This is a genomic window from Candidatus Nitrosopumilus sp. bin_68KS, from assembly GCF_054095825.1.
Window position 1 is genome coordinate 1 of the sequence record NZ_JBSWSP010000017.1, and the last position, 25,414, is coordinate 25,414.

The following is a 25,414-nucleotide window of genomic DNA, read 5'->3' on the forward strand; positions in this document are numbered from 1 at the left end:
ACAATAAAACAGCGGTCAACTTTATGTCTTCAACATCTCGATCCTGAATACATGAGTTAATCAAGCTATCAAGTTCTGATTTGCTTTCAGACTGTACTATTTCTACTTTCATTGCTTTAGACATTTTGATTATTTGTATGTCTTAAGAATTTCTGTGTTGAATCGTTGGAATTTGTTTAAACTATGAATTTTTTCATTGATTCTCATAATTGCGTTATACATTCCAAATTCTAGATTGTGTAGAAATGCTGTAAATGTTTCAATCATACTATTTTCACCTTCAAATTCAATTAGATTCCAATGAATAATTAAACTACATTTGAATTGATTATACTCTGAATATCATCAACTATCTCTTTGTTTATTATTTTCAAAATTCTAATTGATTCCGAACTAAAATGACGTATATTTCAAGCAAGTGTCCTTACTGTGACAATGGAAAGCAAATTACGGCCAATAGAACCTCCTGGTTAATCCATCTCTCCGGCCATAGAGAGGAAATTATTGAGCATCTTACTGATACCTCTGAATCCTGTCAATTCTGTTCCTATCCGGAACCATCTGTGAATAAAAAACATGCTTCTTCACATTACCGATGGGCTCATCAAAAAAGCACTTTGATAAACTGGGCTTTTGAGAATCTTGAAAAACAGATTCTCGTTTGATTTTTCTAAAATAATATTTTAGATTAATAAAAAAGAAAAAAATTATGATTTGGCTAGTTTAATTGATGGCCAAATATCTATGATGTTTCTATTTAGTGCAGTAAATTCATTAGAATTTGCATTTATTGTATTCAACGTATGCTTTGCTGCATCAATTGATGCAATTGCAACCTTGTTTTGAACATCAACTATCTTCTTTTATTCCCTCTCGATATCCTGGGCAATCTTCAATGTTGCATCAGACATAGTTGGGCTTAGACCTCTCTTTGTTGCAAAGTTTTTCTGTATGTCTATTGCAGAACATGAGATATTCTTCCATGCTTCAATGTATTCTTGAGCGAGATTTGTGAATGATTGATGATATTGTGGAATGGCATTTTCAACATATGTGTACATGCTGTCTGTATATCCTTTCCACATTCTATAGAAATCAATTGGTTTTTCTGTGTTTGTACTATTCATTAAATTAACACCTCCTCTTGTTATTAGCTAAGTATGATTTTGGGTAATCTAAAATTCTCTGTGATAGTTCTACCCTGTCTGAACTTCTATAGTTTGAACTGGTAATTGGTGTGTTTTTGACATCACCATTTTCCAGTATGAGTTCTTTGCTTGGGATTTTCTCCTTTGCAATTTGCATGATTTGACTCATAGCATATGATAGTTTGAGAAATTATTAAACAAGGGGAGTTTTGATGTTGCAAAGAGTATTGGCAATTAGTTGATTTTGTTTTGAATAAAGTCAATTGTCAATTTGTTTATAGATATAATTCACTTATTCTGATATAGAGAGTTTACAGCTAAACCTGTGTAACTACCCTAGTTGGTGGGTTTCTGTATCTCTTCTAAATTCATCATTCCTTTAAAACGAGTTTCTATTTTTGATAAAGTGTGATATTAAAAAAATGAAAAGAATCTTTGATTAGTTACCCGTAACTAAATCCCAGATAAACCCGAAGAATTCTTTTATCATGATATGCTATTTTGAAAAAAGTAGATAATCCCAAATCTGAATATTCATTGACAAATGCTACAGAAAATTTTACTCACATTAGCTATAATCTATTTTGGCTGTTGAATCCATAATGCCTATTCAATAACTTGATCTTAAAATCGATACATTGTATCTAATATTCAGCTTGTTTATTTGATTCAAACTTCATTTCTTAATCCCTTAATGCTTAGAACACGTATGAAGCCTACGGTATTGATTATTGATGATGATCAAGAGACTGCCGAAATAATGTCAGATCTTCTTAACCTCCGTTCAATTGAGGTTCTTGCTTTGGGGTATAATGGAAAGGAAGCAGTTGAATTGTATCAAAAACACTCGCCAGATGTTGTAATGATGGATTACTGGATGCCTGAATTTGATGGCCTTTATGGTTTACAAGGAATTCGTAATATTGATCCTGAAGCTAAAGTGATTATTGTTACTGGTAGTCCAGATCATGATTGCAGCAAAGAACTATTCGAATCAAAACCTTCTGCTGTAATTCAAAAACCATTTGATGCAAATAAGCTAATTGCATTAATTGACAAGATCTCATTAGGCGATGTTGTAAAGGTAGATGTAAAAATAAAGAAGTCTTAAATTGTTTTTTTAAAAAAATTTAATGATAATTGATCTGATGTAAACATCAAATTAATCATATATTCATTAATGGTAAATTATTCCAAAACTTATTCATGAAGTTTTGCTCGAACTGTGACACTAAACTATTCCAAAATTTTGAAGATGTTGGGGGTCCATGGATTTGTCCCAAATGTAATCCTGAAAAAGTAGTTCCACGAAGACCAACATATGGGGTGAATTATTCTGGAAACACAAAATCTTGCTCCAAAGGATGTGGAGCCCAAATCTATTGGGATGATGAATTCAAATCTGATAGTGGAAAATTTATTCCAATTGACTCTCGAACAGATGAACCACATAGATGTGATGGTCCTGTAGATACAGAGTCATACTATCCTGATGAAATAAAAAAATACACAAAACAAAAAGAAAAAAAACCTGAACCCAAAATACCACTACCTGCAGAAATCTTATTTGATGTTACTAAAATTCCAAAATCTCTTGTAGATGATGATGGAATAATTCGAGAAATAGTTCAAGGTCATAAAGAGGAATCCTTGGGAATTATTCATTATGAGAATATGGTTGCACCGGATCCTGAAAAGATTCCAATACCTAGTCTAAAGGGCGTCTTGTCTGAAAATATTCTGCAGGGAATAGAAAAATATGGTTTTTCAGGACTACTTCCATTTCAAGAAGAGTCAATTCGGTCTATCCTTGAGGGTAAAAACTCTATAATTTCTGCACCTACTGGCTCTGGGAAGACTGAGGCATTTTGCATTCCAATATTACAAAAGATTTCTCAAGAGGAACAGCCAGGCGTATTTGCATTATTTGTATACCCACTAAATGCGCTAATTGATGATCAAGTATCAAAGATATCTAATCTAATTGATAGATGTGGGTTGAAAAGTAAAGTTGTAGTTTATTCCATTCATGGTGGCCAAAGTTCTGAATACAAAGACATGATAATTTCTGATGCCCGTAAAAAATCACTAATCATTGCAACAAACTTTGATTTTATCAATTACCATTTAATCCTACAAGACAAAAAATGGAATGAACTATTCAAAACTGCAAAAATAATTGTTATGGATGAGGCCCATTCTTACACTAGCTTTCATGGTTCAAATGTCTACCATGTATTAAAAAGAATGAAACGATACATGGGAAAAGTTCAATTCATTGGTTCTTCAGCTACATTGGATAATTCTAAAGAATTTTTTTCAAATATGTTTGATTTACCACAAGGTTCTTTTTCATATATCAAAAGCAAGGTTCGACGAAAGCATAACATGCACATGTTTTTCATAATGCCTAGAAAATTTGGACAGCGAACTACTATGGAGATGCTAGCATCTATTTGCTACAAAAATAAATCTACACAATTAATATTTAGTAATTCACACAATGATTCAGAATTTCTTGCATCAAATGTGGAGGATGCAAATGAAGGAATACGAATTCAGATTCATAGAGGTGGTCTTGATCAAAATAATAGAAAATTATACGAGTCCCAAATGAAAGCTGGGGAATTAGATGCATTATCTTGTACCCCGACATTGGAACTTGGAATAGATATTGGTCATGTGGATGTTGTAATTTCTGCCTTCAAAAATGAGTATGATTCTTTTGTGCAACGAATTGGGCGTGCTGGTCGTATGGGCCAAAAATCATATGCAATCTGCGTCTTTGATCCTGATGATGCTGCATGTCATTACTTTGCTCGTCATATTGATGATTACTTATCTCAAGATCATGTCATTCCAATAAACAAGAAAAACCCAATAATTTCTGATAAACACACTGAATCAATTGAAATTGAACTAGAGTCAGCCAACGAATCTGATAAATCACAATTTTTTGATTTTGCCAATAGTATCAATCTGCGAGGAACTTCAGGTGAGATTTCAATTTACTTTAATTCTAAAAAAATTGGAACTCGTGGTGTGCCTGTAGGGTATTACCAACTTCATCAAAATGCAATTTATCACTTTAACAAACAAAACTATGAAGTAACTTCTCTGATAAAATCACAAAATGGTGCAAGAGCATATCTGAAGCGATCTTATGAAAAACAAAAAAGAACAATTCCAATTGTTAGAACTTCTATTCTTCAGACCTCTGAACGAAATGCAATACATAGAGACCTTACTATAAAATCAAAAAAACTTGCATTGCGTTATGGTATAATTGAGCTGAGTAGAACTATTACTGGATATCTTAAAGGAAATTATAACGACTCATCTGAAAACTTTGAAACTCACAATGGAACAAGCATTTCGTCATGGCGTAATTTTAATTGGAAATCAAAGCATTCATCTGTTAGTATAATTGTTCCTTCAGAGTTTATTTTAAAATCAAACTCTGAACCAAAAAACCAAATTTCAGCAGACTCTACAATTCATACAATAACTCATGTGTTTATCAATGCTGCAAAAATTATCACAAAATCTGAATCAAATGATATTGATGCATATTATGAAAATGGCGTGATTTATCTTTATGATAATTCATCAGATGGATTCAATGGATGCAGCAAAATAATCTATGATGATTTTGAAAAAATTCTTGATACTTGTTATTCTCTACTTTGTGATTGTGATTGTCCCGTAGATCCTAAACAGAAAAAATTAGTTGCACAGGGTGAGAATTGGGGTGGATGCCCAAAATGCACTTTTACGACAAATTACTGTGTAACAAAAAATAAAGAGTTATCAAAAAATAAAGCAAAAGAATTCTTTGAAGTTTTTTCTAATCAAACTTGATTTTGATATCTTTGATTAAACATCAATGCTTGTGATTTTTAATGCAACTATCGCAAAATTCCGAACCACAATGCTCACAAGATATCAACTGACCTGGACGATAACCTGTAAAACAATTATCACAACTAGTTCCATTCATAGAGTTTCTTAAAAATTCTAAAATAAAAATATACGTGAATTACTCTTTTAGCTTACTTTCTTTAAAGATGTCAGAGCCATACCAGCAGTATCTAAAATAATCTAGACACCATTCATGAAACATCATGTCATCTGAATAAAACATCTCAGTTAGGTCTGATTCCCCATCAAGTGTGGGGAACATTATACATGCCTCTTTCTCATTTAGAATTAAAACAGTTTGAACATTTTTTTCCATCTTTCTTTCAATCAGTCCCTTTTCAACTAATTTATCAAATCCAAGTTTTTTTAGTAATGCTTTTCTTCCTTTTGGAACTACAGCTGATTCTGAAAAAATATAATTGAATTTCACTCCTTTTTTGACTTGCTTTACAAGAGGCTCTATCAAATCAAGAGGAACTTCAGATAAAACTTCATAGATGTATTCGTTGGAATTTTTGTAAATATTCTTCCATTGTTCAAGTACTTTGGATATGCCTTTGATGTATTGGCCATTTGCTAGTTGGCCGCAACGCATTTGAAATTTGTGTGGGATATTGCCAAAAAAATGATCCTCAAAATATTTTCTGTTTTGTGAAATAAATACAAGTGATGGAACTTGTGTACATACAATTTTACCAAATGTTGTTAGCGTATATTTTCCATCTGTCTTCTTTTCAATCAAGCCACTTTGTTCTAGTCTAGTAAAATTTCGATGGACTTCTTGTTTTGTGGCATCAATTTCTTTTGCCAAGGATGTGGGTGTGGAATTTTTTTCCAATAATTTGAATAAAATTTGCATTCGTTGTGGACTGGCCAAATCCAAAACATAGTTTGCAGTTTCATCAAATAGATCGGTCATCGATAATACAACTCAACACTGGATAAAAATCATTACAGGAAATTACTCTATGACTTTGATGAGATCTTTGAGTTTTCTTCTTGATTTTGGTGGTTTCTTCTTGTCTGGGTAGCCAATACACAAAATAGATGATGGTCTCAATTCTGTTCCAATAATTTTTTTTACTTTTTCTTCATCAAACATCCCAATCCATATCGTGCTTAATCCCACTCCTGATGCAGCTAACAATGAAAATGCAGCTGCAATTGTTGCATCTTGTAATGAAAATTTCTCTAAAATGTCTGGAGGGAATTTTAGCTTTACTCTTGATGGTTCTGTACAAAAGACCAGTACTACTGGTGCATTAACATATGGTTGTTTATTTGCAGCTTCTACAAGTGCTTCTTTAGTTTTTTTATTTTTGATTAAATAAACTTGAAATCCTTGAAAGTTACCAGCTGTTGGTGCAACATCGGCAGCTGATAAAATCTTGTCAATCTTCCAATCTTCTACTTTGGTTTTTTCAAATTTTCTAGTTGAACGTCTTGTGGAAAAAACTCTGAATATGTCTGTGGGTGATAGATCTTGTCTTACCTTTTCAGGCTCTGATGATAGAATTGCTTCAATGAGTGATTTTTTAGGATTATTTTTGGATGCATTTGTTTGGGATTTTTCGTCATCTCTAATCCATACAGATGGATAGAATTCTTTTGTTCCAATGTACACATATTGTGGCTCATGAGGAACTTTGGCATATTCTAAAACTTTCTCTTGAATTTCACTTGTCTTTACTTCTAGCAACGGATGATTTGTTAGCATAAACTGTGTTACATCTGAATTGACTCTGATGATGCTTGTTTGGTCTTCTAGCTCTACTTCGCCAATGGAATTTTTTTTAAAAATTTCAACTAGTTTTTCTAATTCATTTTTATTTAAAATTACAACATCTGTGTCATCTTCATCTATGCCTTTCCAAACTAATCTACACCCCTCTTTTGATGTGTATGATGCCTCTATTGTTTGGAATTTCATGGTTTTCATTATTACCTACGATAAAAAATAGGTTTGTTGCTAGCCAATTAAACCGCTAGCAACAAGATAGGCACCTGCACCAATTCCAATTACTGCGCCGATACTCATGCAGAGAAGATCGAATTTTACGACCTTTTTGAAAGGAGCGTGAACCATTTTATCCCAGGTTGAGTTTTGCTGTGTTTTCATGATTATACTATGGACAAAGTTGTTCATAGAGTCTGGTAAATTTAGTAGATTACTCGTAAGCTGATTAGCTGACTAGGGTATATGGTTAAAAATTGTGTATGAATACCATGCGAGAACAAAACTACCTTAGACCAGTAAAAACCTGTGAGTTTTTTCACAGGTGTCTCGCTGTTTCTTCAAAGGAGGAATTACAATGATCCAAAATAAACAAAAATCAAAATTGATGATCCCACGTAACAAAAAGGCATTTTATGCCTTTTATGCTATTGCGACAATCTCTGTAATTGCTTTGTCTATGGTACTTTAGGTGCAAAGTAAAATGAGAATTGATTGTTGTAGAAAATGTGGTGCTAGTCAAGAGATCAAACAAAAATGTTCGATTTGTTCACAGCCAATAAAATTTGAATGTAAAACTTGTCTCAATGAATCAGATGAGCAAATTCATTCAACATGTATCTTATCTGGCATTAATTACAAACTACCTATATCTAATGTTGCATGATTAGAATGCCCAAGGCATACCACAGTTTGAAAAATATTTTGATATAATTGATTTGTGTTAGACTATTTGGCGAAAACGTAAGAGGTCTGACATATCTCTTGGATCCCCTCGAATCCTGATAGTTGCCTCCTTACGTTTCACCAAAAGGAAATAAAATGAAAAAATTAAACTCTGAAAATAAAAAACTTGGGCTAGTTTTAGGTGCAGTTTTGCTTGTTTCTTTATTTTCCATATCTGTATATGCTGATTCTCCAAAAAATCCTAATGTCAATTCAATTAAAATACAATATCTGGCAAAAACCTCTGATGATAGTTATTATGTTCAATTCAAAATCTGTATTGGTCAAGAACATGTGTCTACTCCAACATTTTCAATTACATCTGATCTTGGCTCCAAAGTTGTAAAATACAACAAATTACAGTTAGCAAATTCATGTAAAAACTATGAAACATCAGTTGATGCCAAATATGGCAACAGCATTTTGATTCAGATGCCAATAGAGGTTACAAAAAAATGAATCTTTATGACACAAAATCTATTTTCTGCCACAAATGCAAATTTGTAATTGGGGAGATAGAATATGATGCAGAAGTGATATTGCCCATTTGTGGAAAATGTGCAAATCCTATGCCTGAAGGCGATAAAATTTTGTACACTGCAAGCTATTTCAAGAATAATCCGCCTCTAAAAAAAGTGATTATGACTCATACTTCATAAATTAATTCTAAATTTTATTATCTAATTATTCAAAAACTGCCTAGTTTTGATTAGTAATGTCTGGAAAAGTTTTCAAAAAAAAGAAAAAAAATATTTTATTTTATAATTCTATTACTGAACCTGCGGCTATTGAATATTTTTGACTTTGCTCTTCTCCGTGAACGTCATACCATGAAATATTCAGGTTTACTTTATTTCTGATTGCAGACTCTACTGTAATACAGCTTGCATGTTTCAATCTATGTTGTATGGGTTTTTCTTCAATTGGGTTCTCTGTTGTTTGGTTTGTTACTTTTTTCATGTTTTTCAACTAGGAATTTGGATTTAGCCCAATGAGTGAAAATTAATTTTTGATCGCTGTATCAATTTTGACTATATTTTTGTTAATAATGAATTGAAAATTTTATTGACATTTTACCCAATAGAAGTAAAAATAACGCTATTTTTACAAAGATTAGCAAAATCATTTGATCCTTCTGAATTAACCTGACAATCTTGACAACTCTGACTTACAAAACAACATTAGTAAACTGCTCTACAAATTTAATTAATTGAATTCAGATCAAGTACTCCAAGCTATTCAAAATGAAAACATATCGTTCATTGATTTCTGGTTTGTAGATATTTTCGGTGAATTGCACAATGTTGGAATGCCAAGTTATGCAATTGACAAGGATAGTTTTGTAAACGGCCTTGAAAAACTAGATGCAAGCTCTATCGTTGGCTTTAAATCCGTAAATCACTCTGATATGATTTTATTACCTGATCCAACTTCATTTAAAATCCTTCCAAACGATTATGATCCTGGTAATCGGAAAAATGCTAGAATCTTCTGTGATCTGTATGATGGCAGTACAAGAAAGGAATCCAGATTTAATCGGGATTCTAGAGGCATTGCACACAAAGCATCAGAAAAACTATCTGAATTTGGATTAACTCATACTAATTGGGGCCCTGAAATTGAATTTTTTGTATTTGACACAATCAATGTCTATCCATCACCCTATGCTGCAACTCATGCCTATGGAGGTTCTGGGTATTCTATTGAATCCAAAGAATCGCCTTGGGCTAAAGGTAATGTAAGTACTGCAATTGATCTCAAAGAAGGGTACTATCCATCACAACCAAAGGATACTCTTGAAGGATTTAGAAAGGATGTATGTGATGATTTGTATAATTATTTTGGAATAAAAATAGAAGCAGAGCACCATGAGGTTGCAACTTCGGGTCAATGTGAAATTAATTTAGTATATGATGAGATGATTGCCATGGCAGACAATGTTATTGCAGTTAAAAATTTGGTTAAAGTAAAAGCTAAGCGAAAAAACAAAGTTGCGACTTTTATGCCAAAACCAATTTTTGGTGATAATGCATCAGCTATGCATACTCATCAAAGTCTATGGAATGGAAAATCAAATGTCATGTATGATGAAAATGATGAGCAATCACAGATGAGTCAAACTGGTAGATATTATGTTGGTGGAATTTTAAGTCATGCATCAGCTTTATGCGCAATTACTAACCCTACTACAAATTCTTACAAACGTCTTGTTCCAGGATTTGAAGCACCAGTCAATGTTTGTTGGGGTTTAGGAAACCGTTCAACTGCAATTAGAGTTCCAATGTATAATCGCAATCAATCCAAAAGTAAGAGAATAGAGTATCGTGTACCTGATCCAACTGCAAACATCTATCTTTTAGAGGCTGCACTATTGTTGGCAGGATTGGATGGAATAAAAAATAAAATTGATCCAGGTGATCCTATTGAAGAAAATGTGTACAAACTTTCTGCAGAAAAGAAACGAGAATACAAAATTGGTTCATTGCCTGTTTCTTTGAAAGGAGCCCTTGATTCATTGGGAAGTGATTCAAAGTTCTTAGAAGAAATTTTTACAAAAGACTTTCTTGATGCATACTCTGAAATAAAATATAAAGAATACACTGCATTTGCACAAACCCCAACAGCTTGGGAAGTTTCAATGTATGCTGATGCCTAGATTTATCTAATTTTAGAATTTTTCAAATATTCAAAAAATAAGGCATGCCACAAACTGTACGGTATAGACAAATATTTTTTGTGTTTTCTACTTGTAATGCAACCCGCCATCGACCAATCTACAAAAAGTCGTTTACCAAATATAGTTAGAAGGGAGTCCGACCACTCTCTTCTAACTAGAGGAAAAAACACGCCTAAAATCATTCATTCTATAAGAAATTCAGCTTATCTGACTAAGAGGAGGTGTATTTGAAAATAATGAAAACAATTTTGGCAATATCAATTATGACAATCTTGGCTACAGGAGTTATTGCTCCATCGTTATCTGATGCATATGCTCAACCTACAAAGGCTGATTATTCAGATAAACTAAAAGCAAAATCTTATGGTGTAAAAACTAAAGATAAGACACCTCTTCAGAATTCACCTAAAATTATTCATGATGAATTTGGTTCTATAAAGAAAGAACAAGTAAAAACATACAAGAAGATTGTTGCAGAGTATAGTGCAAAGCAAATCCTCAAGAATCTCTACAAACTAGGATAATTTTTTTATCCTTTTTTTTCTTTTTAGTAAAATTGAAATTTCATCAAAGTCTATAAATGAATATTATATGGCAATATTATGAAAACAATTTTGTTTGTAATTCCATTTATTTTATTTAGCACAATTGCAATTCAAGAATCATTTTCAGACGAAACAAAAACATTTTTCATCAGTCCAATTTTGGTTGATTGTGTAGGTGTAGCACCACAAAAATGTATGCAAATTCGTGAAGATGAAACTTCTGATTGGCAGAATTTTTATGATTCCATTGAAGGATTTACTTTTGAACAAGGACATGCATACAAAATCTTAGTAAAAATAACTGATATCGAAAATCCTCCAGCAGATTCTTCTAGTAAAAGATACCATCTAATTGATATTTTAGAAAAAACTTCTACTAGACACATTCCTTACAATAACATGTGTGCCCCAGGTTTTGTCCCATTGGGTGAAATTTGCGTACTTGATGATAGATGTGGTCCTGGAGCATATCCTGGGAAAATATGTGTAATTGATGGACAAGAAAAACCATATCTTAGACCTTCACTGCAAGGTGAATCTGGAATTCCTGCTCGCTCTGTAATTTGTGCTGAGGGATTTGCTTTAATCTTCAAATCATATGATGGCTCTCCTGCATGTGTTAAGCCCCAATCAGTTCAAACACTTCAAACACGTGGATGGCAAACAAACTTTCCTATTTTTGCCTGTACTTTAGAATATGCTCCAATTTGTGGTGTTGATGGGAATACATATGGGAACAAATGCATGATAACTTCTGAACATATTGGAATTAATCATGTAGGTGAATGTAGTGAATAAAATACTACCAATTGCCTCGGTAGTGGGAATTGGTATCGTGATTGTATTTTTGGGAATAAATTCACTTAATTTTGAATCTGCACCTCCAGTTACTCAACAAGATTTACGAATAATGATTGATGAGTGGATGGATAGTCCTGATAGGAATGATTTGGAACCTAGATTGGAAATTATGAAAGCATATTATACATTTGAAGAATCAGGGCAAAAACTATCTGATGATCAGGAAGGACGTGTAATGTTAAACCAAATTCGAAAGATGATAAGCTTTGATATCCCAAAAACAGAATTAGACCAAATTAAAGCAGAGATAAGAAATGATCTTAGGGAACTGGGTTTTAATCCAGAAGAATAATTGGTAATATTTGTTTTAAAATTTACTTTATAGTGTGACCTAGATTAAATCTGCATTTCTTTTAATGCCATTCTTGCAGCAATTCTAGCTGTTTTTGATGCCTTTAGTGCTTTCTCTGTTTCAATTTCTGCTACTTTGGCAACATGTATTGACCCTGCAATTTGGGCATCAAAGATTTCTTGATATTTTTTTTCATATTTTGGGTTTTTCATTTTATTTGATGTTTCAAGAGCTGCATTTGCTGTTTTCTTTGATGCGATAGCTGCATATTTTGCATTTTTGGTATGGGCAATGGTTTTAGCTGTTGCTTTTTTAACTGCTGCAAGTCTTGATTTTGCTCTTGATTCAGCTAACTTTGCTCCTTTGATTGCTTTATCTGTACTGATAATCACACTTTGCATAGTTTTACTTAGTTCTCTAATGTAGGTTGGATGTACATTTAATTTTCTTCCTAAAATTTTTCTTGATGTTTCTCGAACTACTTTGGTATTATGAATTGCCTTGTTTGCATGTTGTATATGTGAATCCAAGTCCATATTGATTTATTATTCCTAAGGTTATTCTAATGACAGCTTAAAAAAATGAATCGGTAACAGAAATTTTACAATAATCTGCTTTTTTGAAATTAGTCTTCTACTATTTTTAAAAATTTAGATCTAACATTGAATAATGATTGAATGTTTTACACAAACACCAATCAATAAAGTACTTTATTCTAATTCTACTAACATCAAAAAACTCTCAAAGACTTTCGTATCCTTACGACTCCACGCTTTGAGGGATTTTGATGTTTTTCATCAAATGTAGTGCTGTCCTGTAATATGCTCCCTTATTGTTCAAAAGGCATGCCACAAATCAAGTGGTATTAAGATATAATTCTGATACCATAATATGTCATGTCAACTGTAATTCAGTTCAAACATGACCCAAGCCAGCAAATTCTGGTTGAAAGTGAGGCCAAAAACCCTCTCTCAACTAGCATTTCTGCTATGGATATGATTGGTCTTACATGGATCTTCCAAGACGAAGATCTTCTTGAGGAACTCAAGTAATTTTACTTAACCCAATAGGAGGAGGTGAATCGAAGAAATGAAAATTAAATTAACAATCTTAACTGCAGTTCTTACTGTAACATTATTACTTGCAGGTCCAAGTCAAGCATTTGCAGCTGCATCACCATCAGCTAAAATATTGACAATTGCACCAACAAGTGTTGAGAATATCTATTCTGTAATCTTTGAGGTATGTTCAAGTGATTCAACAAATATGAGAGCACCTGAAGTTATAGTTAGATCTTTGGCCGAAGTAAAAACTGTCCAATTAAACAAAGTCATTTCAAAGGACACATGTACAATTACTGCAACTCAACTAAGTGCATTTGATCCTGCAAATATCAAGATCAAAGTTGTAGACAAATCCAAATTAAACAAGATGATTGATCAATCTGAAAAGAATCTGATTGCAACAAAGTCAGAAATCTCAAAGACTAATGCAGATTTGCAAGCTTTGCATCAATCATTAGGTGGAAATAGTCCAACTAAACAACTTGATATCCGAAAGATCAATGATTTGACAACAAAATTGTCAGATTTGAGAAAAGATCTTAAAGAAAATAGATCTGATTATTTTAGACTGCTATATCTGTTAAAAGCAAATTAGTAACCTAAAACAATTTTTTTCTTTTTTTACATCTCAAAGTTGTAAAAAATCATATTGTTTTAGAATATGTCTTTAAACAAACAAATCAATCAAATAAGTGGCCCCAATCCCCATCAACGCACTTCCTGGTATTGTGATTATCCATGAAAATACAATTTGTCTGCTGACTTTCCATCGCACTGCTCGTTTTCTACGTGCAGCTCCTGAACCCATAATCGTTCCAGTAATTGCATGTGTAGTACTAGCTGGAATTCCAAATACTGCGAAGATTGCTAGCATTAACCCCCCACTAGTTTCTGCTGCAAATCCTTGATATGGTTTGAGTTTTGTAATTTTTACGCCTAGAGTTTTGATTACTTTGTATCCTCCAAAGAAAGTTCCCAATCCCATAGCAGTTGCAGCAGCTAAAATTACCCATAATGGCATATCAAGTTCAGGAATCATTCCTGTCGAAAATAAAACTAAAACAATAATTCCCATTGTTTTTTGCCCGTCATTGGCTCCGTGAGTTAATGCAAACCATGCTGAAGAAATTATTTGTAATTTGCCAAATGTTTTGTTAACCGGACCCGGTTTATAGCTCGCAAATATCGTAATTATCAATGTGGTTAATAGTAAACCAAAGATTATTCCGCCTATAGGGGCAATGACAATGCCTGCAAAGATTTTGGTCAAACCACCGTAAACTAACTTCTCAAAACCTAATCCTATGATGCCTGCACCCATAATTCCGCCAACTAGAGAATGACTATTGGATATGGGTAATCCAAAATAAGTACACAGAGTACTCCAACCAATTGCCCCTGCTAAACCGCCGACAATCATGTATACTGTAATGTCATCCGGACTAACAATTCCTTTTGCAATGGTGGTTGCAACAGCTACACCAAAAACAAATGGTCCTATGAAGTTCATTGCTGCAGATAGACCTACAGCATGAATTGGTTTTAGAACCCGTGTTCCAATAACAGTGGCAACAGAATTTGCAGAGTCATTAAATCCATTTACAAAATCAAAGATTAATGCAACAATAATTGCACCAATTGCTATTTCTATCATTTAACCATCTCATGTATATTTTAGAACAATATCTTCAATGACATCTGCAACATCAACACATCGATCAGATGCAGTTTCCATTGTTTCATAGATATCTTTGAGTTTGATAATTTTAATTGCATCCTCACTTTCGAAGAGCTCTCGGATGGCTTCTCTGTACAAATCATCAACTACATGTTCAATGTCTCCTGTATTTCGACAATGCTCAATCATATCTTTGGGATTTTTGATTCGTTGTAATTTTGAAATCATATATTCTACTTCTTTTGTAGCTTTTACCAATTCACTGGCCATTTCCACAGTGTATGGTGGAGGGGTGGTGATTTTGTAGCTGTAAACTCGCGCTGCAATACCATCCATGAAATCAATCACATCATCTATTTTAGATGCGATTCTCTGCATGTCTTCACGATCCAAAGGTGTGATGAATGTCTTGTTTAATTCAGAGAAAATATCCCGTGTTAACACATCTGCCTCTGTTTCTAACTCGTGAATTTTTTTTACTTGTTCTTCATTACTAAGATCATTAAATAAAACAACTACTGCCTCTGAAGTTTCAACTGCTTTTTTTGCTAAATCGTCAAGAATTTTTAAAAGTTCTTTTTCATTAGATTTTATCCAGGATAACCATTGACCCATAAATCATTGCAATAGTTATGTGATTAAAAACTAGTCTATGCTAACTATATAGAATATCGATCATTTAGTAGATCGTTATTGTTTGTGAATGTAGGTTTGACTAGTCAAATCTCTCTAGGGCTTGAAAACTTGTATTAAAACCATCAGTATGATTTAATCTAATAATTTCTACGAATTCCTCTTAAGCAATTTTTCTAATTTTTGTTCAATGACTAAACTATTGTACGCCTCAATAATTGCTTCTGTAATTATGATGTCTGTTTTTAGTACCAATGCCTTTGCACAGTCTGATTTTAAAAAATTTGAAGGTGACGAACTGAATAATTCTGTTTCGCAAGATATACTTGCAAAAATCGAATTCTCAAAAAAACAATTTCTGATGGCAAAAGAGACTGAAAACAAGCGTAATGCACAACAAAAACTCATTGACGAACAACGAAACATTGCTCAAGAATCTCTAAAACAAGAAATCAAAAGAATGGAAAAATCCTATCAAGAATTTACGCCTAGAAATGCGTTTGCAAAATATGTTTCCAATCTAAATGCAACAAACCACGAAATTTTCTGGGATCAATTCGATTACCTTCAAGTAAAAATCTCTTTGGCAAGAGATGCCAGGGATTCTGTTCTGACAAATGGAGGTACATTTTCTGAAGCCATGAAGCAATATGTCCAATTTGCCAAGATGCCGAAAATTGAAATGCAAAACATTGTGCGTGAACTTAACATAAAACACAATCTTGCACAAGAAGATATTCAATCCAACTTTGACATTAATGGAAAATTGCCTAGATACGAAAATGACCTTGCTGCTCCATGTTATGGCTGCACTGCAAAAATCTCCAAAGTTCAAGTTGATTCAAAACAATCAGTTCCTATTACAAGAACTGTGTTTGAGCCAAAGCCTACGCAGATAACTGAACTAAAAGACTCTCTTTCTGACATCCAAAAACAATTCTTAGAGTCAAAAAATATCATTTCACAGAAAAAAATGGTATTTGAGATGAATCAAATCGTAAAACGAATCCAAGAACTTCAATGATCTCTCTTTCTTTTTATTTTTCTTAAATTAGTTTCTTCTCAAACTCATATCAAATTCATTCATACTCATGTTTTAGGTAATGATCTGACATCATATTTTGTTTAGTGCCATCATGATTCCATAAATCAATGCTTGTGGTCGTGGAGGACATCCAGGTATGAATACATCCACAGGAACAATGCTGTCAATACCCCCTGTAGTTGCATAATTTTTTCCAAATATTCCCCCACTGCACGCACATGCACCAACTGCAATTACCATCTTAGGTTCAGGTGTAGAGTCATATGCAATTTTCAATGCTTTTTCCATATTTTTTGATGCCGGACCAGTAACCAATAGAAGATCAGCATGTCTTGGTGAAGCGACAAAATGTATTCCAAATTGTGCAATATCATAAATGGGATTATTCAACGCAGAGATTTCTATTTCACATCAATTACATGAACCTGCATCAATTTCTCTAATTGCCAAAGATCTTCCAAATGTTTTATTAATTTTATTTTTCAGTTCAGTTCCTAACTCTTCAAATGTTTTTTCAGAAGAAATAGATCCAGGAAATATTTCGAGAAGTTGATTTGGTTGGTCGTTCTTTGATTACAGACCTGTAAACCATTACTCTAAAATTACATTAAAACTCAATAGACCTTTTTCACTAGTATCTTTCAAGTGTGGAAATCGATTACATGTCAACAAAATCTAGTTTTTCTACGTGTGTGATTTATTTTGGTTTCTAAAACCTGCCTTGTTTTTAGTCATGGCTATTATTGCAAAAATTGTTCCTGCTGCGCCAAGAGATATGCCAAATATTGCTAAATCATAACTTTCTCCATCATCCATTCTCGTATCCTTTGAATCTAATTTCATTATTGATACCTCTTTTTGCAAAAAGGAAATTGTGTTTTTCAATGAAGAAATTTCTGAACTCGATGTTTGTGTATTTATTTGTGGAAAATCAAGAATTGCAGTTGATTCTACGTCTTCTATTGGAATTTGAACATCAATTTCAATTCCGTTAATTTTTCCTTTAAGATCCATGATGATTGATCCCGTTTTCGTAGGGATTACTGGAGAAAAATAATATCCTGGTCTTGGATCTGAATTAACATCTATTTTTTTAGTAGCTCCGCCATACATTGCAGTTGCTTCCAAATTTTTAAAGGCACTTGTAATTCCGGTGTATAATCCTTCTCGGTCTCCAAGTTCAACAATTTTGAAAACAAAATCATTTCTAATGCCTACTACTGGTGGCTCAATTCCCCAACCCACATCAATTTGAATATTGTCTATATCAACTGAAGTATGTGCTGATGCAGGTATAGTTCCAAACCAAAGAAACATGAACAACATTACAGTTGCGACCAAACCAAAGCCGCTTAGGGCATTGGAACTATTTTTGATGGAAAAAATATCAACCTTCATCAACACAATACATGATACAACTTTTTAGAATTTAACAATCGAGACCTTTTCCAAATGTGGTTGTCATACACGGAAATTGTTTCTGGATGTTATATTGCATTCTTGACTATATGAAGTAAGGAAAAATGTACAAACAAAAACAAAATGAAGGAAAACTATCAAGACGCGTACTTTTGTCTGCAATGATTGCAGGTATCGCAGTTGCCGTAGTTTTCACTATAACCCCGTGGAACTATATTCCTACAGAAGTTACTGAGGATGTAACTGTCATAGCAAATATGGAATATGGTTGTGTTGGGGAATCCCAATATGGAATGAGTGTTGTTGTGCCTGAATGCAGTGCACAAGTTGGCGACACAGTGTCTGCCACATTTAATGTTCCTTCGGGAAAAATAAATGGATATTGGGCAGAACTTGAACAAAGACAAAACCCAATGGTAGATGAATGGGACAGAAACGTTGATGGTTCAGGTTTCTCCCCATAATTTTTTTATTTTTAAAAACTAATATTATTTTGTATTTTCTATGATTCTGATAAGACCATTTTCAATATCTTCCCCAGAAATCTTGAGATTGTCATCTGATACCATTGAAAGTAGAGAAGTAGGTCTTGCTAGGCTGATAAAATTCTCATTATTTTTTTGATAAACTGCTATAGTACATGGTAATAACAATCCTAGATCTGGATTTGTCTCTAACACTTGTTTTGCAAGGTGAGGATTACATACTTCCATCAGTTTGTAATTGTCTGCAAATTCCAATCCTTTTTCTGCTAGAATCTTTTTGAAATCTAGTGTTCCTAGTACTCCAAATCCTATTTCCTTAAGATTATGAGATAAATCAGTAATTGCCTCATCAATACCTTTTTCAGTTTTTACTGTATGTGTAAAACCCATTACTATTATTTTACAATTCAACAATATATACAGAAATACAATTTCCACACTTGGTAATTATTTGTGGTTTTGAAAAAAGAGATACAATAGCAACTTATGCACTTGTTCAAGAAGGAATTGACTTTCAAGTTTTAGAAAGTGAGATGAAAGTGTGGATCTCTCATATTCAATCAGGAACGTGACCCCGTTGTTTTTCTTTTTTTCTAAATCAAGATTATATTGTATGCTAAATTAGGGTTAATGGTATGGCTGATTTTAAAATATTAGGAAGAGATTCTAATCTCAGAAAAGCAATTCTAAAAGCACTCTCTGATGATTATTCTAGAACAATAATGAACTACACCATTGAACAACCAAAATCTGTGGTACAAATTGTAAAAGACTGTGATATTCCAATGACTACTGCATACAGACGTGTTAACGAACTTGAAGAGAGTAAAATTCTAAAAGTCACAGGTTCAGTTGTAACTGATGATGGAAAAAAATACTTTCTTTATCAAAATAGATTAAAATCAATTTATGTTATATTTGGATTGGAAGAACTGGATGTACAAATTGTAGAAAACCAAGGAATGGGAACTAGTGCTTATTGGTAGTTTTTTTCTCGTCTTTTGATTTTTGAAAGTCTATTCCTTGATTTTGTTCTTAGTATCATGTGACAACATGGACATCTTGTTCCTTCACAATCCATGAAAATTCCACAAAAACTACATCGTTTCTGCCCTTCTTGATATTTTAGTTTCATTGATGTTCCAATACTTTTGAAATCTTGACAAATTCCTCTACATGTTGCTGCCACTATTCAAACCTCCACAAAGCTCCACAACATTCGCACAATATTCCGAATTGGTTTGAGCATATTTTATCACTATCACATACAAGACATTTTCTTGTCATTTTTGCATAGAATTTGATATTTTTTCCAAATCCTGCATTTTCTAATTTCAATATCATGAAATCAGTTTGCTGTTACAATATAATACAAAAGTAGACAATTTCCGATAACGATTACCAATATTGAAAGCCATACATGAAAATTGTGTTTTCAAGTTATACGCGAATATTTTTTTTGACAATCAATGAACATTAGTAAAGGAATTATAATTGGAATCGTAGCTGGGGTGCTTACTTCAGGTGCACTTGTCTTGTCTAACGACTTTTCACAAGTAGATGCTATGAGTGGAATGAGCGGAATGGGTGGCTCTAGTTCTAGTGGTGGAATGAGTATGGGTAGTGATAGTAGCTCAGGAGGGATGATGATGGGTGGCGGTCCAAGCAAACATGGAATTTGGTATGGTCCTGGAACTGTACATCAACAATGTCACAAGGATGGAGGTATGCCACCACATTATTGCGAACCATATTACAAAGCAATGTCTTCTGTAGTAGGCGTTAAAGTAAGTAATGTGGATCCTGTAAATGAAAAGACTCTCAAAGTCACACTCAAAGAACTCAGTGTTGCAAAATCTGGGGTAAACCAAAAAATTTCACTTTCTGCAGGTGCAGGTGATCTAGTCGGAACTGCTGTTGTCGATGGTGGATGGTCAGGTTCTACCACTGTGGATGTTCCTCTGAAGGGAATGGGACATATCTATAATCATGGAAGCATGCATGTACACATATTTCCTGTAACCAACGGTTAAGGGAATATGATTTTTTTCTTTTTTATTTTAAATACACAAATAATTGATTTGGAGATAATAACATATGACTAATCAAAGTACAAAGAAATTTGAAATAACTTCAGAAGATCTGAATAAGTCACTAGAAAAAAATGAACCAATGCTTTTGTTTGATTTAAGATTGCAGGATGCTTACAGAGAAGGTCACATTAATGGATCAGTCCATGCCGTTTGTGATACTAAAACTAAAGATACCTTAATGCCAAAAATTCCAAAGAATGTGAAACTTGTTCTAATTGATGAAGATGGTAAAATGTCCGCAGAAACTGTAGCTATGATGCGCTCATTTGGATTAGATGCACATTATTTGAAGGGTGGAATGAGAAATTGGACTAATGAATTGGTAAAAGGCAGCCCACCTACTGCAATAAATCCCGAAGAACTATCAAAGAAATTACAAGATCCAAGTGTGTATCTATTAGATGTTCGAGATCCGGATGAATTTTCAGACTATAACATTCCTGGAAGCATAAACATTCCCCTCTCAAAGATATTTGATTCTGAAAGTATTTCCAAACTTCCTCAAAATAAGGAGATAATTACAATTTGTCCACATGGTAACATGGCAACTATTGCAACTTTTGCTCTTGCAAGAAATGGAATTAAATCCCGTATTCTAAAAGACGGTCTTGCTGGGTGGAGTCAGGTTCTCAATTCAGTAAATGCCGAAAAAAATCCAACTGTAATCCAAGTAGAAAAAATTGGTAAAGGATGCCTTTCCCATGTTGTAATATCACAAAAGGATGCAATAGTGATTGATCCTCTATATCCTGCAGAGAAATATCTGGAAATAATAAAACAAGAAGGTGTAAAAATTACTCACATAATTGATACCCATCAACATGCTGACCATGTTTCTGCTGCACAACAACTGGCAAATCTTACTGGTGCTCCAATGTATGAAAGCAAACTTGAGATGTGGGATAGAAAAGCTAATTTCCTTGAGGATGGTCAAGAAATAACTTTTGGTAACTCAAAACTTCGAGTAATTCATACTCCAGGTCATACGCCTGGAAGTTTATCATATGTGATAGATGAAAAATATGTGTTCACTGGAGATATTCTATTCATTGAAAGTATTGGAAGACCTGATCTTAGAGATAAAGCAGAAGAATTTGCATCCCAACTTTATGATTCATTGCACAATAAACTACTAAAACTTCCTTTGGATACCATAGTATTCCCAACTCACCATGGGGCATCTGTAACTTCAGTAAATGGAGTATTTTCAACTACCATAGTAAAAACAAAAGAACATGATATTTTGAATCTGCCAAAAGAAGATTTCATAAAACAAGTAGTTGATGTCACTGTTCCAAGACCCATGAACTATCAAAAAATTATTCAGATTAACAAAGGATCTATTCCTTTGACTCCTTCTAACATTCCTGATCTAGAATTGGGTCCAAATAGATGTAGTATAACTGGAGTATAGAACTATCTGATGTATTTTGCATTGTATGATTCTGTTAGTTTAGTTCTGACAGATGTATTATCAAATCCTAACGCATTCGTCACAGATCCTGTATTTGTTGTCGGGTTAATTTTAATTGGTTTGTTGGTGGGGGTGGCAATAGGTCTTTCTGGACTTGGAGGTGCTCCGTTATTACTGCCTCCATTAATCATAATTGGAATCCCCCCACAACTAGTTATTGGTGCTAATTTAGCTTTTATTTTTGTAACAAAACTATTTGCATCTATTTTACATGGTAAAGAACGAAACATTAACTGGAAAGCACTAGGCTTCTTACTTGTCCCTGTAGTTCCTGTAATGCTATTTGCTAGTTGGATTTGGACTGGAATCAAAGATAACTATGGTTCAGATATTTTGGACACTGTCATACTGTTGTTGTTAGGTGTCCTCCTTTTAGGGACTAGCCTGTATATGATCAAAAATAATGTGTTAAAGAAATCAAGTAATGATGATACATTTCTACCTCATCGCTATTTTACACGAGGAGAAAAAACAACATTTCTAGGTACTTCATGCATTATCAGCTTCATCACTCAGATTGCATCTTCTGGTGCTGGTGCTATGATATTACCTGTTCTTGTGAAAAAATGTCATTGTCCTCCAAAACATGTTGCTGGAACATCAGTTCTTTTTGGAGTGGCAATATCTGCAGTAGGTACAATATTGCACTATAACATTGGAAACATTCCATTTCTTTTGGTGCTGTTTTTGTTAATGGGTTCAATTCCAGGAGTATTTTTAGGAGTAAAATTAACGTCAAAAATTTCTCCTAGAAAACTAATTGCTACATTTAGTATGATTATTCTAATTGCAGCAATATTTTTACTAAATCGTGGTTTTGGAATAATCTAAAAATAATTTTATTTCTTTGATATTTTCAACTTTTATGATTTATTTATTTTTTTAAAAAAATTATTTGTTGAGCATTATCTCAACTTCTATTTGTCCATCTTTAAAGTTGCATTTTATTCCTCTAATTTTGCTTTTGTAAAGAAACAGTTTCTTTCCTTCAGCATTAATTTCACCTGATATCCACAATAGTTTTTGCTCTTCTAGCATCTGGATTCTTCTATATACGGTACTTAATGGAATCTTGGCGTCTATGGCTATCTCCATCACTGATTTTGGTTTGTACATTGTAGTGTCTAAAATTGCTCTACAGTATTTGTCGGCAACCACTTCTAGAATATTGTCTTTTCCCCCAATATCCTCAATTTTTAATACATGATCTAATACTTGCATGACTATTAGTAGCCATTATTTGATATAATTAGAGGAGATAGTTTCCACTACAAACTTTCAGATGTGGAAACCACAAATGGGAGATATCTTCTGCATTTTAATCTCAAATTGTCCAATATGCTTCATGAATCAAAAATCTCTGATTGGAATTGTTGTTGGTTTGATGATAGCAACTTCCACGGTGTATTTTGTTGAAACCATTGAAGAGTTTGAGGAGCAAGACATGGTAAAAGCTCCATTCTTTTTGATAGTTGCAATAGCATATCTTCCAGTTGCATATTGGATGATATCAAAGAAAAGTTCAATTCCATATGTAGTTGCAATAGCAGGTTCTATTGGTATTATGGCACTCTATGCTGTAACTAGAACTGATTTAGCTATGATGTTTGGAATGGAGGCTGGAGGAATAGGACACTTGGGAATTATTTCCAAAGTCTTACAAGTTGGAGTTGTTGTTGGCTCAATTCTTGTGTTACTTCAGACTAAGAAAGACAAATGGTTAAGTCACAAAGAACCAAACTTTGTGAATTAATTTTTTTAATAATTAATTTATCGAACCCTTCTTCCTCTGTTGGTGTTTCTAATAGTTTGATTTGCTTGTAAATTACTGCCAATGGGAATGGGTCTCGTCTACTCCTCTGTCTTTTTTCTAATAGCTCTCTTGATGTATTCATGAAAATACCTATTACTGTGGCCCCATATTTTTTTGCAAGATCTATGTGTTGTTTTCGTATAGCAACAGTTAGATTTGTATCGTCAATTACTACACTTTTCCCTTCGCTTAGGCATTTTTCTATATGCTCTTGTTCTTTTTTCCTATCATTATCAAAAAATGATAATGCTACACGTTCATGATCAAAATTTGCTTTAACATAAGTTGTTTTTCCACTAAGGGCAATACCAATCATTAAAACACATTCTATTTGTTTTTCCATATCTATCCTAAAAATTCTATTTTATCTGATTGCAACATCATACATATGTCCCAGGTACTGATCACTTGATCCTGATAAATTATGTATGGATGCATCATAGAATACATAATTTTTGAAATTTCAGTTAAATTTAGATCCTTGGAAATTCTTTTAGATTCTTCAAGCTTGAATGATTCTTCAAATTTTCGTTCCAAAAATTTCACATTTCTAAAAAAATCATAATCCTGGGCTATGCTCTGAATGAGTAAACGATCACTGATGAAATAGTTTGTATCTTTTAATAATAATTTTCGAGTTTTATTTTCTAACATCAACTTTATGATGTCTTTTATCGTGTCCTCTTTCTCAAAAGTAATTGTCTTTTTTCGTGGGATTTTAGATACTGTCAAATCTGTAATACAATTAATTCCAATTTCGAGTATTTTCCTTCCTGATATTGCAGAGTATCCTCCTAAATTATTTGGAATTATGGAAAATGCTCGTCTAGACTTTTTCCATGCTGAAACTAATTCTTCTAGTGTAGTTTTCTCTGATAATATTAGCAAATTTTTATCTGTTATTTGCTCTACTGTGGTATTGTCAAAAAAATTAGATGATTGATTTTTGTAAATATTTTCAATTATTTCTTTGCCTCCAATTACTCCAATTGGTTTTTTATTCTCTTCAGTTACGACAAGAGAGTCTGTAAATGATTCAAGATAGTGGATTAACATGCTAGTTGCAATCCATACTTCGTTTTCTTTTCTTACGCTTACTGCGGGTGTTGAATAAAATGATAATGGCATAGTTCTTTTATCGTTTTATTGATAATTGTCAAGAGTTTGTCATATTTTCAAAGATAAATGACTAATTATACCTGACATTTAATTCTCAGAAATGAAATCTATTCATTTTCCAAATTTATATTGATCATGCTAAATTAATAATTTCCTTAAATTGATATGTTCTTAAAAATAGTCTGCGTACCCTCTTTGCAACAAAATCTTCCCTGTAGATTCAAGCCAAATTGAGATTATTGGCACTCACATAGTTCCAGAATTTGGTTCGATTATATCGTTGGTTTTGATTGTAGGAATAATTTCAGTAATCATTGCAACAAGATAGAAAATAAATCTTAAGTAACAAACATCCATTATGCTTAATTACTTGATTTCAATCGAATGATCTGTACATGAATCGGGTATGTAGAGAATGCGGTATAGTATTTAGGGATCGTTACAGTGAATATTGTTCTACTGAATGT

General features: G+C 33.1%; 38 protein-coding genes. 21 read left to right on the forward strand and 17 right to left on the reverse strand.

What is annotated here, in order from left to right; translation table 11 throughout:
• Positions 1–129 precede the first annotated feature (129 nt).
• A complete protein-coding gene (locus ACW9W3_RS07200) occupies positions 130–267 on the reverse strand; it encodes a hypothetical protein (protein WP_457765473.1) in 138 nt (45 codons plus the stop codon).
• A gap of 447 nt (positions 268–714) precedes the next feature.
• Here ACW9W3_RS07200 and ACW9W3_RS07205 point away from each other — a divergent pair, with 447 nt between their 5' ends.
• Positions 715–846 carry a hypothetical protein gene (locus ACW9W3_RS07205; protein WP_457765474.1) on the forward strand — a complete coding sequence of 44 codons (132 nt, stop codon included), beginning with the start codon at positions 715–717 and terminating at the stop codon, positions 844–846.
• A gap of 17 nt (positions 847–863) precedes the next feature.
• On the opposite strand, the gene ACW9W3_RS07210 is transcribed toward ACW9W3_RS07205, so the two are convergent.
• Both ACW9W3_RS07210 and ACW9W3_RS07215 read right to left on the reverse strand, forming a co-directional pair.
• Positions 864–1,127, reverse strand: a complete 264-nt coding sequence (locus ACW9W3_RS07210; protein ID WP_457765475.1) for a hypothetical protein — start codon at positions 1,125–1,127, stop codon at positions 864–866.
• Positions 1,128–1,131: 4 nt separating this feature from the next.
• On the reverse strand, positions 1,132–1,317 hold the full coding sequence (locus tag ACW9W3_RS07215) for a hypothetical protein (protein WP_457765476.1): 186 nt from the start codon (positions 1,315–1,317) through the stop codon (positions 1,132–1,134).
• A gap of 525 nt (positions 1,318–1,842) precedes the next feature.
• On the opposite strand from ACW9W3_RS07215, the gene ACW9W3_RS07220 reads away from it, so the two are divergent.
• Together ACW9W3_RS07220 and ACW9W3_RS07225 are read left to right on the forward strand one after the other, a co-directional pair.
• Entirely contained in the window at positions 1,843–2,259 is a 417-nt protein-coding gene (locus ACW9W3_RS07220) for a response regulator (RefSeq protein ID WP_457765477.1), read from the forward strand.
• Positions 2,260–2,354: 95 nt separating this feature from the next.
• A complete protein-coding gene (locus tag ACW9W3_RS07225) occupies positions 2,355–5,009 on the forward strand; it encodes a DEAD/DEAH box helicase (protein ID WP_457765478.1) in 2,655 nt (884 codons plus the stop codon).
• A 178-nt stretch (positions 5,010–5,187) separates the two neighbouring features.
• On the opposite strand, the gene ACW9W3_RS07230 is transcribed toward ACW9W3_RS07225, so the two are convergent.
• Both ACW9W3_RS07230 and ACW9W3_RS07235 read right to left on the reverse strand, forming a co-directional pair.
• On the reverse strand, positions 5,188–5,988 hold the full coding sequence (locus tag ACW9W3_RS07230; protein ID WP_457765479.1) for a helix-turn-helix transcriptional regulator: 801 nt from the start codon (positions 5,986–5,988) through the stop codon (positions 5,188–5,190).
• A 42-nt stretch (positions 5,989–6,030) separates the two neighbouring features.
• Positions 6,031–7,008 carry a nitroreductase family protein gene (locus tag ACW9W3_RS07235; protein WP_457765480.1) on the reverse strand — a complete coding sequence of 326 codons (978 nt, stop codon included), beginning with the start codon at positions 7,006–7,008 and terminating at the stop codon, positions 6,031–6,033.
• Positions 7,009–7,507: 499 nt separating this feature from the next.
• On the opposite strand from ACW9W3_RS07235, the gene ACW9W3_RS07240 reads away from it, so the two are divergent.
• From ACW9W3_RS07240 to ACW9W3_RS07250, 3 genes are all read left to right on the forward strand, one after another.
• Positions 7,508–7,690: a hypothetical protein gene (locus ACW9W3_RS07240; protein ID WP_457765481.1), complete on the forward strand. Its 183-nt coding sequence runs from the start codon at positions 7,508–7,510 to the stop codon at positions 7,688–7,690.
• Between the two features lie 155 nt (positions 7,691–7,845).
• A complete protein-coding gene (locus tag ACW9W3_RS07245) occupies positions 7,846–8,208 on the forward strand; it encodes a hypothetical protein (protein WP_457765482.1) in 363 nt (120 codons plus the stop codon).
• Positions 8,205–8,408 (forward strand): hypothetical protein, encoded by a 204-nt coding sequence (locus ACW9W3_RS07250; RefSeq protein ID WP_457765483.1) that lies wholly within the window; start codon positions 8,205–8,207, stop codon positions 8,406–8,408. The genes ACW9W3_RS07245 and ACW9W3_RS07250 overlap by 4 nt, the downstream gene beginning before the upstream one ends.
• A gap of 100 nt (positions 8,409–8,508) precedes the next feature.
• Here the strand turns inward: ACW9W3_RS07250 and ACW9W3_RS07255 are convergent, their stop codons facing one another.
• Positions 8,509–8,709 carry a hypothetical protein gene (locus ACW9W3_RS07255; protein ID WP_457765484.1) on the reverse strand — a complete coding sequence of 67 codons (201 nt, stop codon included), beginning with the start codon at positions 8,707–8,709 and terminating at the stop codon, positions 8,509–8,511.
• Positions 8,710–8,959: 250 nt separating this feature from the next.
• Between ACW9W3_RS07255 and glnA the strand changes: the two genes are divergently transcribed.
• The 4 genes from glnA (at position 8,960) to ACW9W3_RS07275 (ending at position 12,124) form a co-directional block, all read left to right on the forward strand.
• A complete protein-coding gene (glnA, locus tag ACW9W3_RS07260; protein WP_457765485.1) occupies positions 8,960–10,405 on the forward strand; it encodes a type I glutamate--ammonia ligase in 1,446 nt (481 codons plus the stop codon).
• 257 nt (positions 10,406–10,662) lie between these two features.
• Complete coding sequence (locus ACW9W3_RS07265; protein WP_457765486.1) at positions 10,663–10,950, forward strand: hypothetical protein; 288 nt, start codon at positions 10,663–10,665, stop codon at positions 10,948–10,950.
• 78 nt (positions 10,951–11,028) lie between these two features.
• The gene (locus tag ACW9W3_RS07270) at positions 11,029–11,769 is read left to right on the forward strand and encodes a DUF4377 domain-containing protein (protein WP_457765487.1); all 741 of its coding nucleotides are present in this window, start codon (positions 11,029–11,031) and stop codon (positions 11,767–11,769) included.
• The gene (locus ACW9W3_RS07275) at positions 11,762–12,124 is read left to right on the forward strand and encodes a proteinase inhibitor (RefSeq protein WP_457765488.1); all 363 of its coding nucleotides are present in this window, start codon (positions 11,762–11,764) and stop codon (positions 12,122–12,124) included. Before ACW9W3_RS07270 ends, ACW9W3_RS07275 begins: the two co-directional genes overlap by 8 nt.
• Before the next feature lie 44 nt (positions 12,125–12,168).
• Here the strand turns inward: ACW9W3_RS07275 and ACW9W3_RS07280 are convergent, their stop codons facing one another.
• On the reverse strand, positions 12,169–12,660 hold the full coding sequence (locus tag ACW9W3_RS07280; RefSeq protein ID WP_457765489.1) for a hypothetical protein: 492 nt from the start codon (positions 12,658–12,660) through the stop codon (positions 12,169–12,171).
• Positions 12,661–13,020: 360 nt separating this feature from the next.
• On the opposite strand from ACW9W3_RS07280, the gene ACW9W3_RS07285 reads away from it, so the two are divergent.
• Both ACW9W3_RS07285 and ACW9W3_RS07290 read left to right on the forward strand, forming a co-directional pair.
• On the forward strand, positions 13,021–13,176 hold the full coding sequence (locus ACW9W3_RS07285; RefSeq protein ID WP_457765490.1) for a hypothetical protein: 156 nt from the start codon (positions 13,021–13,023) through the stop codon (positions 13,174–13,176).
• A 37-nt stretch (positions 13,177–13,213) separates the two neighbouring features.
• A complete protein-coding gene (locus ACW9W3_RS07290; RefSeq protein ID WP_457765491.1) occupies positions 13,214–13,783 on the forward strand; it encodes a hypothetical protein in 570 nt (189 codons plus the stop codon).
• A gap of 72 nt (positions 13,784–13,855) precedes the next feature.
• Here ACW9W3_RS07290 and ACW9W3_RS07295 read toward each other — a convergent pair whose 3' ends face one another.
• Positions 13,856–14,842, reverse strand: coding sequence for an anion permease (locus ACW9W3_RS07295; RefSeq protein ID WP_457765492.1), 987 nt, complete (start codon positions 14,840–14,842; stop codon positions 13,856–13,858).
• A gap of 9 nt (positions 14,843–14,851) precedes the next feature.
• Complete coding sequence (locus ACW9W3_RS07300) at positions 14,852–15,481, reverse strand: DUF47 domain-containing protein (protein ID WP_457765493.1); 630 nt, start codon at positions 15,479–15,481, stop codon at positions 14,852–14,854.
• A gap of 208 nt (positions 15,482–15,689) precedes the next feature.
• Between ACW9W3_RS07300 and ACW9W3_RS07305 the strand changes: the two genes are divergently transcribed.
• Positions 15,690–16,523, forward strand: coding sequence for a hypothetical protein (locus ACW9W3_RS07305; RefSeq protein ID WP_457765494.1), 834 nt, complete (start codon positions 15,690–15,692; stop codon positions 16,521–16,523).
• A gap of 90 nt (positions 16,524–16,613) precedes the next feature.
• Here the strand turns inward: ACW9W3_RS07305 and ACW9W3_RS07310 are convergent, their stop codons facing one another.
• Positions 16,614–16,934, reverse strand: a complete 321-nt coding sequence (locus tag ACW9W3_RS07310) for an NADH-quinone oxidoreductase subunit B family protein (RefSeq protein WP_457765495.1) — start codon at positions 16,932–16,934, stop codon at positions 16,614–16,616.
• Here ACW9W3_RS07310 and ACW9W3_RS07315 point away from each other — a divergent pair.
• On the forward strand, positions 16,921–17,097 hold the full coding sequence (locus tag ACW9W3_RS07315; protein WP_457765496.1) for a hypothetical protein: 177 nt from the start codon (positions 16,921–16,923) through the stop codon (positions 17,095–17,097). The two genes, ACW9W3_RS07310 and ACW9W3_RS07315, sit on opposite strands and share 14 nt — an antisense overlap.
• 131 nt (positions 17,098–17,228) lie before the next feature.
• Here the strand turns inward: ACW9W3_RS07315 and ACW9W3_RS07320 are convergent, their stop codons facing one another.
• Positions 17,229–17,885 (reverse strand): hypothetical protein, encoded by a 657-nt coding sequence (locus tag ACW9W3_RS07320; RefSeq protein WP_457765497.1) that lies wholly within the window; start codon positions 17,883–17,885, stop codon positions 17,229–17,231.
• Between the two features lie 182 nt (positions 17,886–18,067).
• Here ACW9W3_RS07320 and ACW9W3_RS07325 point away from each other — a divergent pair, with 182 nt between their 5' ends.
• Positions 18,068–18,427: a hypothetical protein gene (locus ACW9W3_RS07325; protein WP_457765498.1), complete on the forward strand. Its 360-nt coding sequence runs from the start codon at positions 18,068–18,070 to the stop codon at positions 18,425–18,427.
• 24 nt (positions 18,428–18,451) lie between these two features.
• Here ACW9W3_RS07325 and ACW9W3_RS07330 read toward each other — a convergent pair whose 3' ends face one another.
• Positions 18,452–18,838 (reverse strand): DUF302 domain-containing protein, encoded by a 387-nt coding sequence (locus ACW9W3_RS07330; RefSeq protein ID WP_457765499.1) that lies wholly within the window; start codon positions 18,836–18,838, stop codon positions 18,452–18,454.
• A 50-nt stretch (positions 18,839–18,888) separates the two neighbouring features.
• Between ACW9W3_RS07330 and ACW9W3_RS07335 the strand changes: the two genes are divergently transcribed.
• Together ACW9W3_RS07335 and ACW9W3_RS07340 are read left to right on the forward strand one after the other, a co-directional pair.
• Entirely contained in the window at positions 18,889–19,020 is a 132-nt protein-coding gene (locus ACW9W3_RS07335; protein ID WP_457765500.1) for a hypothetical protein, read from the forward strand.
• A 63-nt stretch (positions 19,021–19,083) separates the two neighbouring features.
• Complete coding sequence (locus ACW9W3_RS07340) at positions 19,084–19,434, forward strand: winged helix-turn-helix domain-containing protein (protein WP_457765501.1); 351 nt, start codon at positions 19,084–19,086, stop codon at positions 19,432–19,434.
• On the opposite strand, the gene ACW9W3_RS07345 is transcribed toward ACW9W3_RS07340, so the two are convergent.
• Together ACW9W3_RS07345 and ACW9W3_RS07350 are read right to left on the reverse strand one after the other, a co-directional pair.
• Positions 19,425–19,637: a hypothetical protein gene (locus ACW9W3_RS07345; protein WP_457765502.1), complete on the reverse strand. Its 213-nt coding sequence runs from the start codon at positions 19,635–19,637 to the stop codon at positions 19,425–19,427. The genes ACW9W3_RS07340 and ACW9W3_RS07345 overlap by 10 nt on opposite strands.
• Positions 19,637–19,786 (reverse strand): hypothetical protein, encoded by a 150-nt coding sequence (locus ACW9W3_RS07350; protein ID WP_457765503.1) that lies wholly within the window; start codon positions 19,784–19,786, stop codon positions 19,637–19,639. The genes ACW9W3_RS07345 and ACW9W3_RS07350 overlap by 1 nt, the downstream gene beginning before the upstream one ends.
• Positions 19,787–19,917: 131 nt before the next feature.
• On the opposite strand from ACW9W3_RS07350, the gene ACW9W3_RS07355 reads away from it, so the two are divergent.
• From ACW9W3_RS07355 to ACW9W3_RS07365, 3 genes are all read left to right on the forward strand, one after another.
• Positions 19,918–20,481 (forward strand): hypothetical protein, encoded by a 564-nt coding sequence (locus tag ACW9W3_RS07355; RefSeq protein ID WP_457765504.1) that lies wholly within the window; start codon positions 19,918–19,920, stop codon positions 20,479–20,481.
• 64 nt (positions 20,482–20,545) lie between these two features.
• Positions 20,546–21,955 (forward strand): MBL fold metallo-hydrolase, encoded by a 1,410-nt coding sequence (locus tag ACW9W3_RS07360; RefSeq protein ID WP_457765505.1) that lies wholly within the window; start codon positions 20,546–20,548, stop codon positions 21,953–21,955.
• A gap of 9 nt (positions 21,956–21,964) precedes the next feature.
• A complete protein-coding gene (locus tag ACW9W3_RS07365; RefSeq protein ID WP_457765506.1) occupies positions 21,965–22,846 on the forward strand; it encodes a sulfite exporter TauE/SafE family protein in 882 nt (293 codons plus the stop codon).
• 60 nt (positions 22,847–22,906) lie between these two features.
• Here ACW9W3_RS07365 and ACW9W3_RS07370 read toward each other — a convergent pair whose 3' ends face one another.
• A complete protein-coding gene (locus ACW9W3_RS07370; protein ID WP_457765507.1) occupies positions 22,907–23,236 on the reverse strand; it encodes a winged helix-turn-helix domain-containing protein in 330 nt (109 codons plus the stop codon).
• Positions 23,237–23,360: 124 nt separating this feature from the next.
• Between ACW9W3_RS07370 and ACW9W3_RS07375 the strand changes: the two genes are divergently transcribed.
• Positions 23,361–23,768: a hypothetical protein gene (locus tag ACW9W3_RS07375; RefSeq protein WP_457765508.1), complete on the forward strand. Its 408-nt coding sequence runs from the start codon at positions 23,361–23,363 to the stop codon at positions 23,766–23,768.
• Here ACW9W3_RS07375 and ACW9W3_RS07380 read toward each other — a convergent pair.
• Both ACW9W3_RS07380 and ACW9W3_RS07385 read right to left on the reverse strand, forming a co-directional pair.
• Positions 23,719–24,171 (reverse strand): AAA family ATPase, encoded by a 453-nt coding sequence (locus tag ACW9W3_RS07380; protein ID WP_457765509.1) that lies wholly within the window; start codon positions 24,169–24,171, stop codon positions 23,719–23,721. The genes ACW9W3_RS07375 and ACW9W3_RS07380 overlap by 50 nt on opposite strands.
• A 2-nt stretch (positions 24,172–24,173) precedes the next feature.
• Positions 24,174–24,956: a CBS domain-containing protein gene (locus tag ACW9W3_RS07385; protein ID WP_457765510.1), complete on the reverse strand. Its 783-nt coding sequence runs from the start codon at positions 24,954–24,956 to the stop codon at positions 24,174–24,176.
• Positions 24,957–25,414: the final 458 nt, after the last annotated feature.

What these genes read in the sequence shown, in the direction of transcription:
- ACW9W3_RS07370 (WP_457765507.1), bottom strand. Translation starts at nt 23,236, where the DNA reads ATGCAAGTATTAGATCATGTATTAAAAATTGAGGATATTGGGGGAAAA.
- ACW9W3_RS07315 (WP_457765496.1), top strand. Translation starts at nt 16,921, where the DNA reads ATGGGATTATTCAACGCAGAGATTTCTATTTCACATCAATTACATGAA.
- ACW9W3_RS07215 (WP_457765476.1), bottom strand. Translation starts at nt 1,317, where the DNA reads ATGAGTCAAATCATGCAAATTGCAAAGGAGAAAATCCCAAGCAAAGAA.
- ACW9W3_RS07200 (WP_457765473.1), bottom strand. Translation starts at nt 267, where the DNA reads ATGATTGAAACATTTACAGCATTTCTACACAATCTAGAATTTGGAATG.
- ACW9W3_RS07280 (WP_457765489.1), bottom strand. Translation starts at nt 12,660, where the DNA reads ATGGACTTGGATTCACATATACAACATGCAAACAAGGCAATTCATAAT.
- ACW9W3_RS07225 (WP_457765478.1), top strand. Translation starts at nt 2,355, where the DNA reads ATGAAGTTTTGCTCGAACTGTGACACTAAACTATTCCAAAATTTTGAA.
- ACW9W3_RS07210 (WP_457765475.1), bottom strand. Translation starts at nt 1,127, where the DNA reads ATGAATAGTACAAACACAGAAAAACCAATTGATTTCTATAGAATGTGG.
- ACW9W3_RS07255 (WP_457765484.1), bottom strand. Translation starts at nt 8,709, where the DNA reads ATGAAAAAAGTAACAAACCAAACAACAGAGAACCCAATTGAAGAAAAA.
- ACW9W3_RS07365 (WP_457765506.1), top strand. Translation starts at nt 21,965, where the DNA reads ATGTATTTTGCATTGTATGATTCTGTTAGTTTAGTTCTGACAGATGTA.
- ACW9W3_RS07330 (WP_457765499.1), bottom strand. Translation starts at nt 18,838, where the DNA reads ATGGGTTTTACACATACAGTAAAAACTGAAAAAGGTATTGATGAGGCA.
- ACW9W3_RS07220 (WP_457765477.1), top strand. Translation starts at nt 1,843, where the DNA reads ATGCTTAGAACACGTATGAAGCCTACGGTATTGATTATTGATGATGAT.
- ACW9W3_RS07340 (WP_457765501.1), top strand. Translation starts at nt 19,084, where the DNA reads ATGGCTGATTTTAAAATATTAGGAAGAGATTCTAATCTCAGAAAAGCA.
- ACW9W3_RS07385 (WP_457765510.1), bottom strand. Translation starts at nt 24,956, where the DNA reads ATGCCATTATCATTTTATTCAACACCCGCAGTAAGCGTAAGAAAAGAA.
- ACW9W3_RS07305 (WP_457765494.1), top strand. Translation starts at nt 15,690, where the DNA reads ATGACTAAACTATTGTACGCCTCAATAATTGCTTCTGTAATTATGATG.
- ACW9W3_RS07265 (WP_457765486.1), top strand. Translation starts at nt 10,663, where the DNA reads ATGAAAACAATTTTGGCAATATCAATTATGACAATCTTGGCTACAGGA.
- ACW9W3_RS07355 (WP_457765504.1), top strand. Translation starts at nt 19,918, where the DNA reads ATGAACATTAGTAAAGGAATTATAATTGGAATCGTAGCTGGGGTGCTT.
- ACW9W3_RS07245 (WP_457765482.1), top strand. Translation starts at nt 7,846, where the DNA reads ATGAAAAAATTAAACTCTGAAAATAAAAAACTTGGGCTAGTTTTAGGT.
- ACW9W3_RS07240 (WP_457765481.1), top strand. Translation starts at nt 7,508, where the DNA reads ATGAGAATTGATTGTTGTAGAAAATGTGGTGCTAGTCAAGAGATCAAA.
- ACW9W3_RS07380 (WP_457765509.1), bottom strand. Translation starts at nt 24,171, where the DNA reads ATGGAAAAACAAATAGAATGTGTTTTAATGATTGGTATTGCCCTTAGT.
- ACW9W3_RS07290 (WP_457765491.1), top strand. Translation starts at nt 13,214, where the DNA reads ATGAAAATTAAATTAACAATCTTAACTGCAGTTCTTACTGTAACATTA.
- ACW9W3_RS07295 (WP_457765492.1), bottom strand. Translation starts at nt 14,842, where the DNA reads ATGATAGAAATAGCAATTGGTGCAATTATTGTTGCATTAATCTTTGAT.
- ACW9W3_RS07375 (WP_457765508.1), top strand. Translation starts at nt 23,361, where the DNA reads ATGAATCAAAAATCTCTGATTGGAATTGTTGTTGGTTTGATGATAGCA.
- ACW9W3_RS07325 (WP_457765498.1), top strand. Translation starts at nt 18,068, where the DNA reads ATGTACAAACAAAAACAAAATGAAGGAAAACTATCAAGACGCGTACTT.
- ACW9W3_RS07360 (WP_457765505.1), top strand. Translation starts at nt 20,546, where the DNA reads ATGACTAATCAAAGTACAAAGAAATTTGAAATAACTTCAGAAGATCTG.
- ACW9W3_RS07230 (WP_457765479.1), bottom strand. Translation starts at nt 5,988, where the DNA reads ATGACCGATCTATTTGATGAAACTGCAAACTATGTTTTGGATTTGGCC.
- ACW9W3_RS07270 (WP_457765487.1), top strand. Translation starts at nt 11,029, where the DNA reads ATGAAAACAATTTTGTTTGTAATTCCATTTATTTTATTTAGCACAATT.
- ACW9W3_RS07300 (WP_457765493.1), bottom strand. Translation starts at nt 15,481, where the DNA reads ATGGGTCAATGGTTATCCTGGATAAAATCTAATGAAAAAGAACTTTTA.
- ACW9W3_RS07235 (WP_457765480.1), bottom strand. Translation starts at nt 7,008, where the DNA reads ATGAAAACCATGAAATTCCAAACAATAGAGGCATCATACACATCAAAA.
- ACW9W3_RS07250 (WP_457765483.1), top strand. Translation starts at nt 8,205, where the DNA reads ATGAATCTTTATGACACAAAATCTATTTTCTGCCACAAATGCAAATTT.
- ACW9W3_RS07285 (WP_457765490.1), top strand. Translation starts at nt 13,021, where the DNA reads ATGTCAACTGTAATTCAGTTCAAACATGACCCAAGCCAGCAAATTCTG.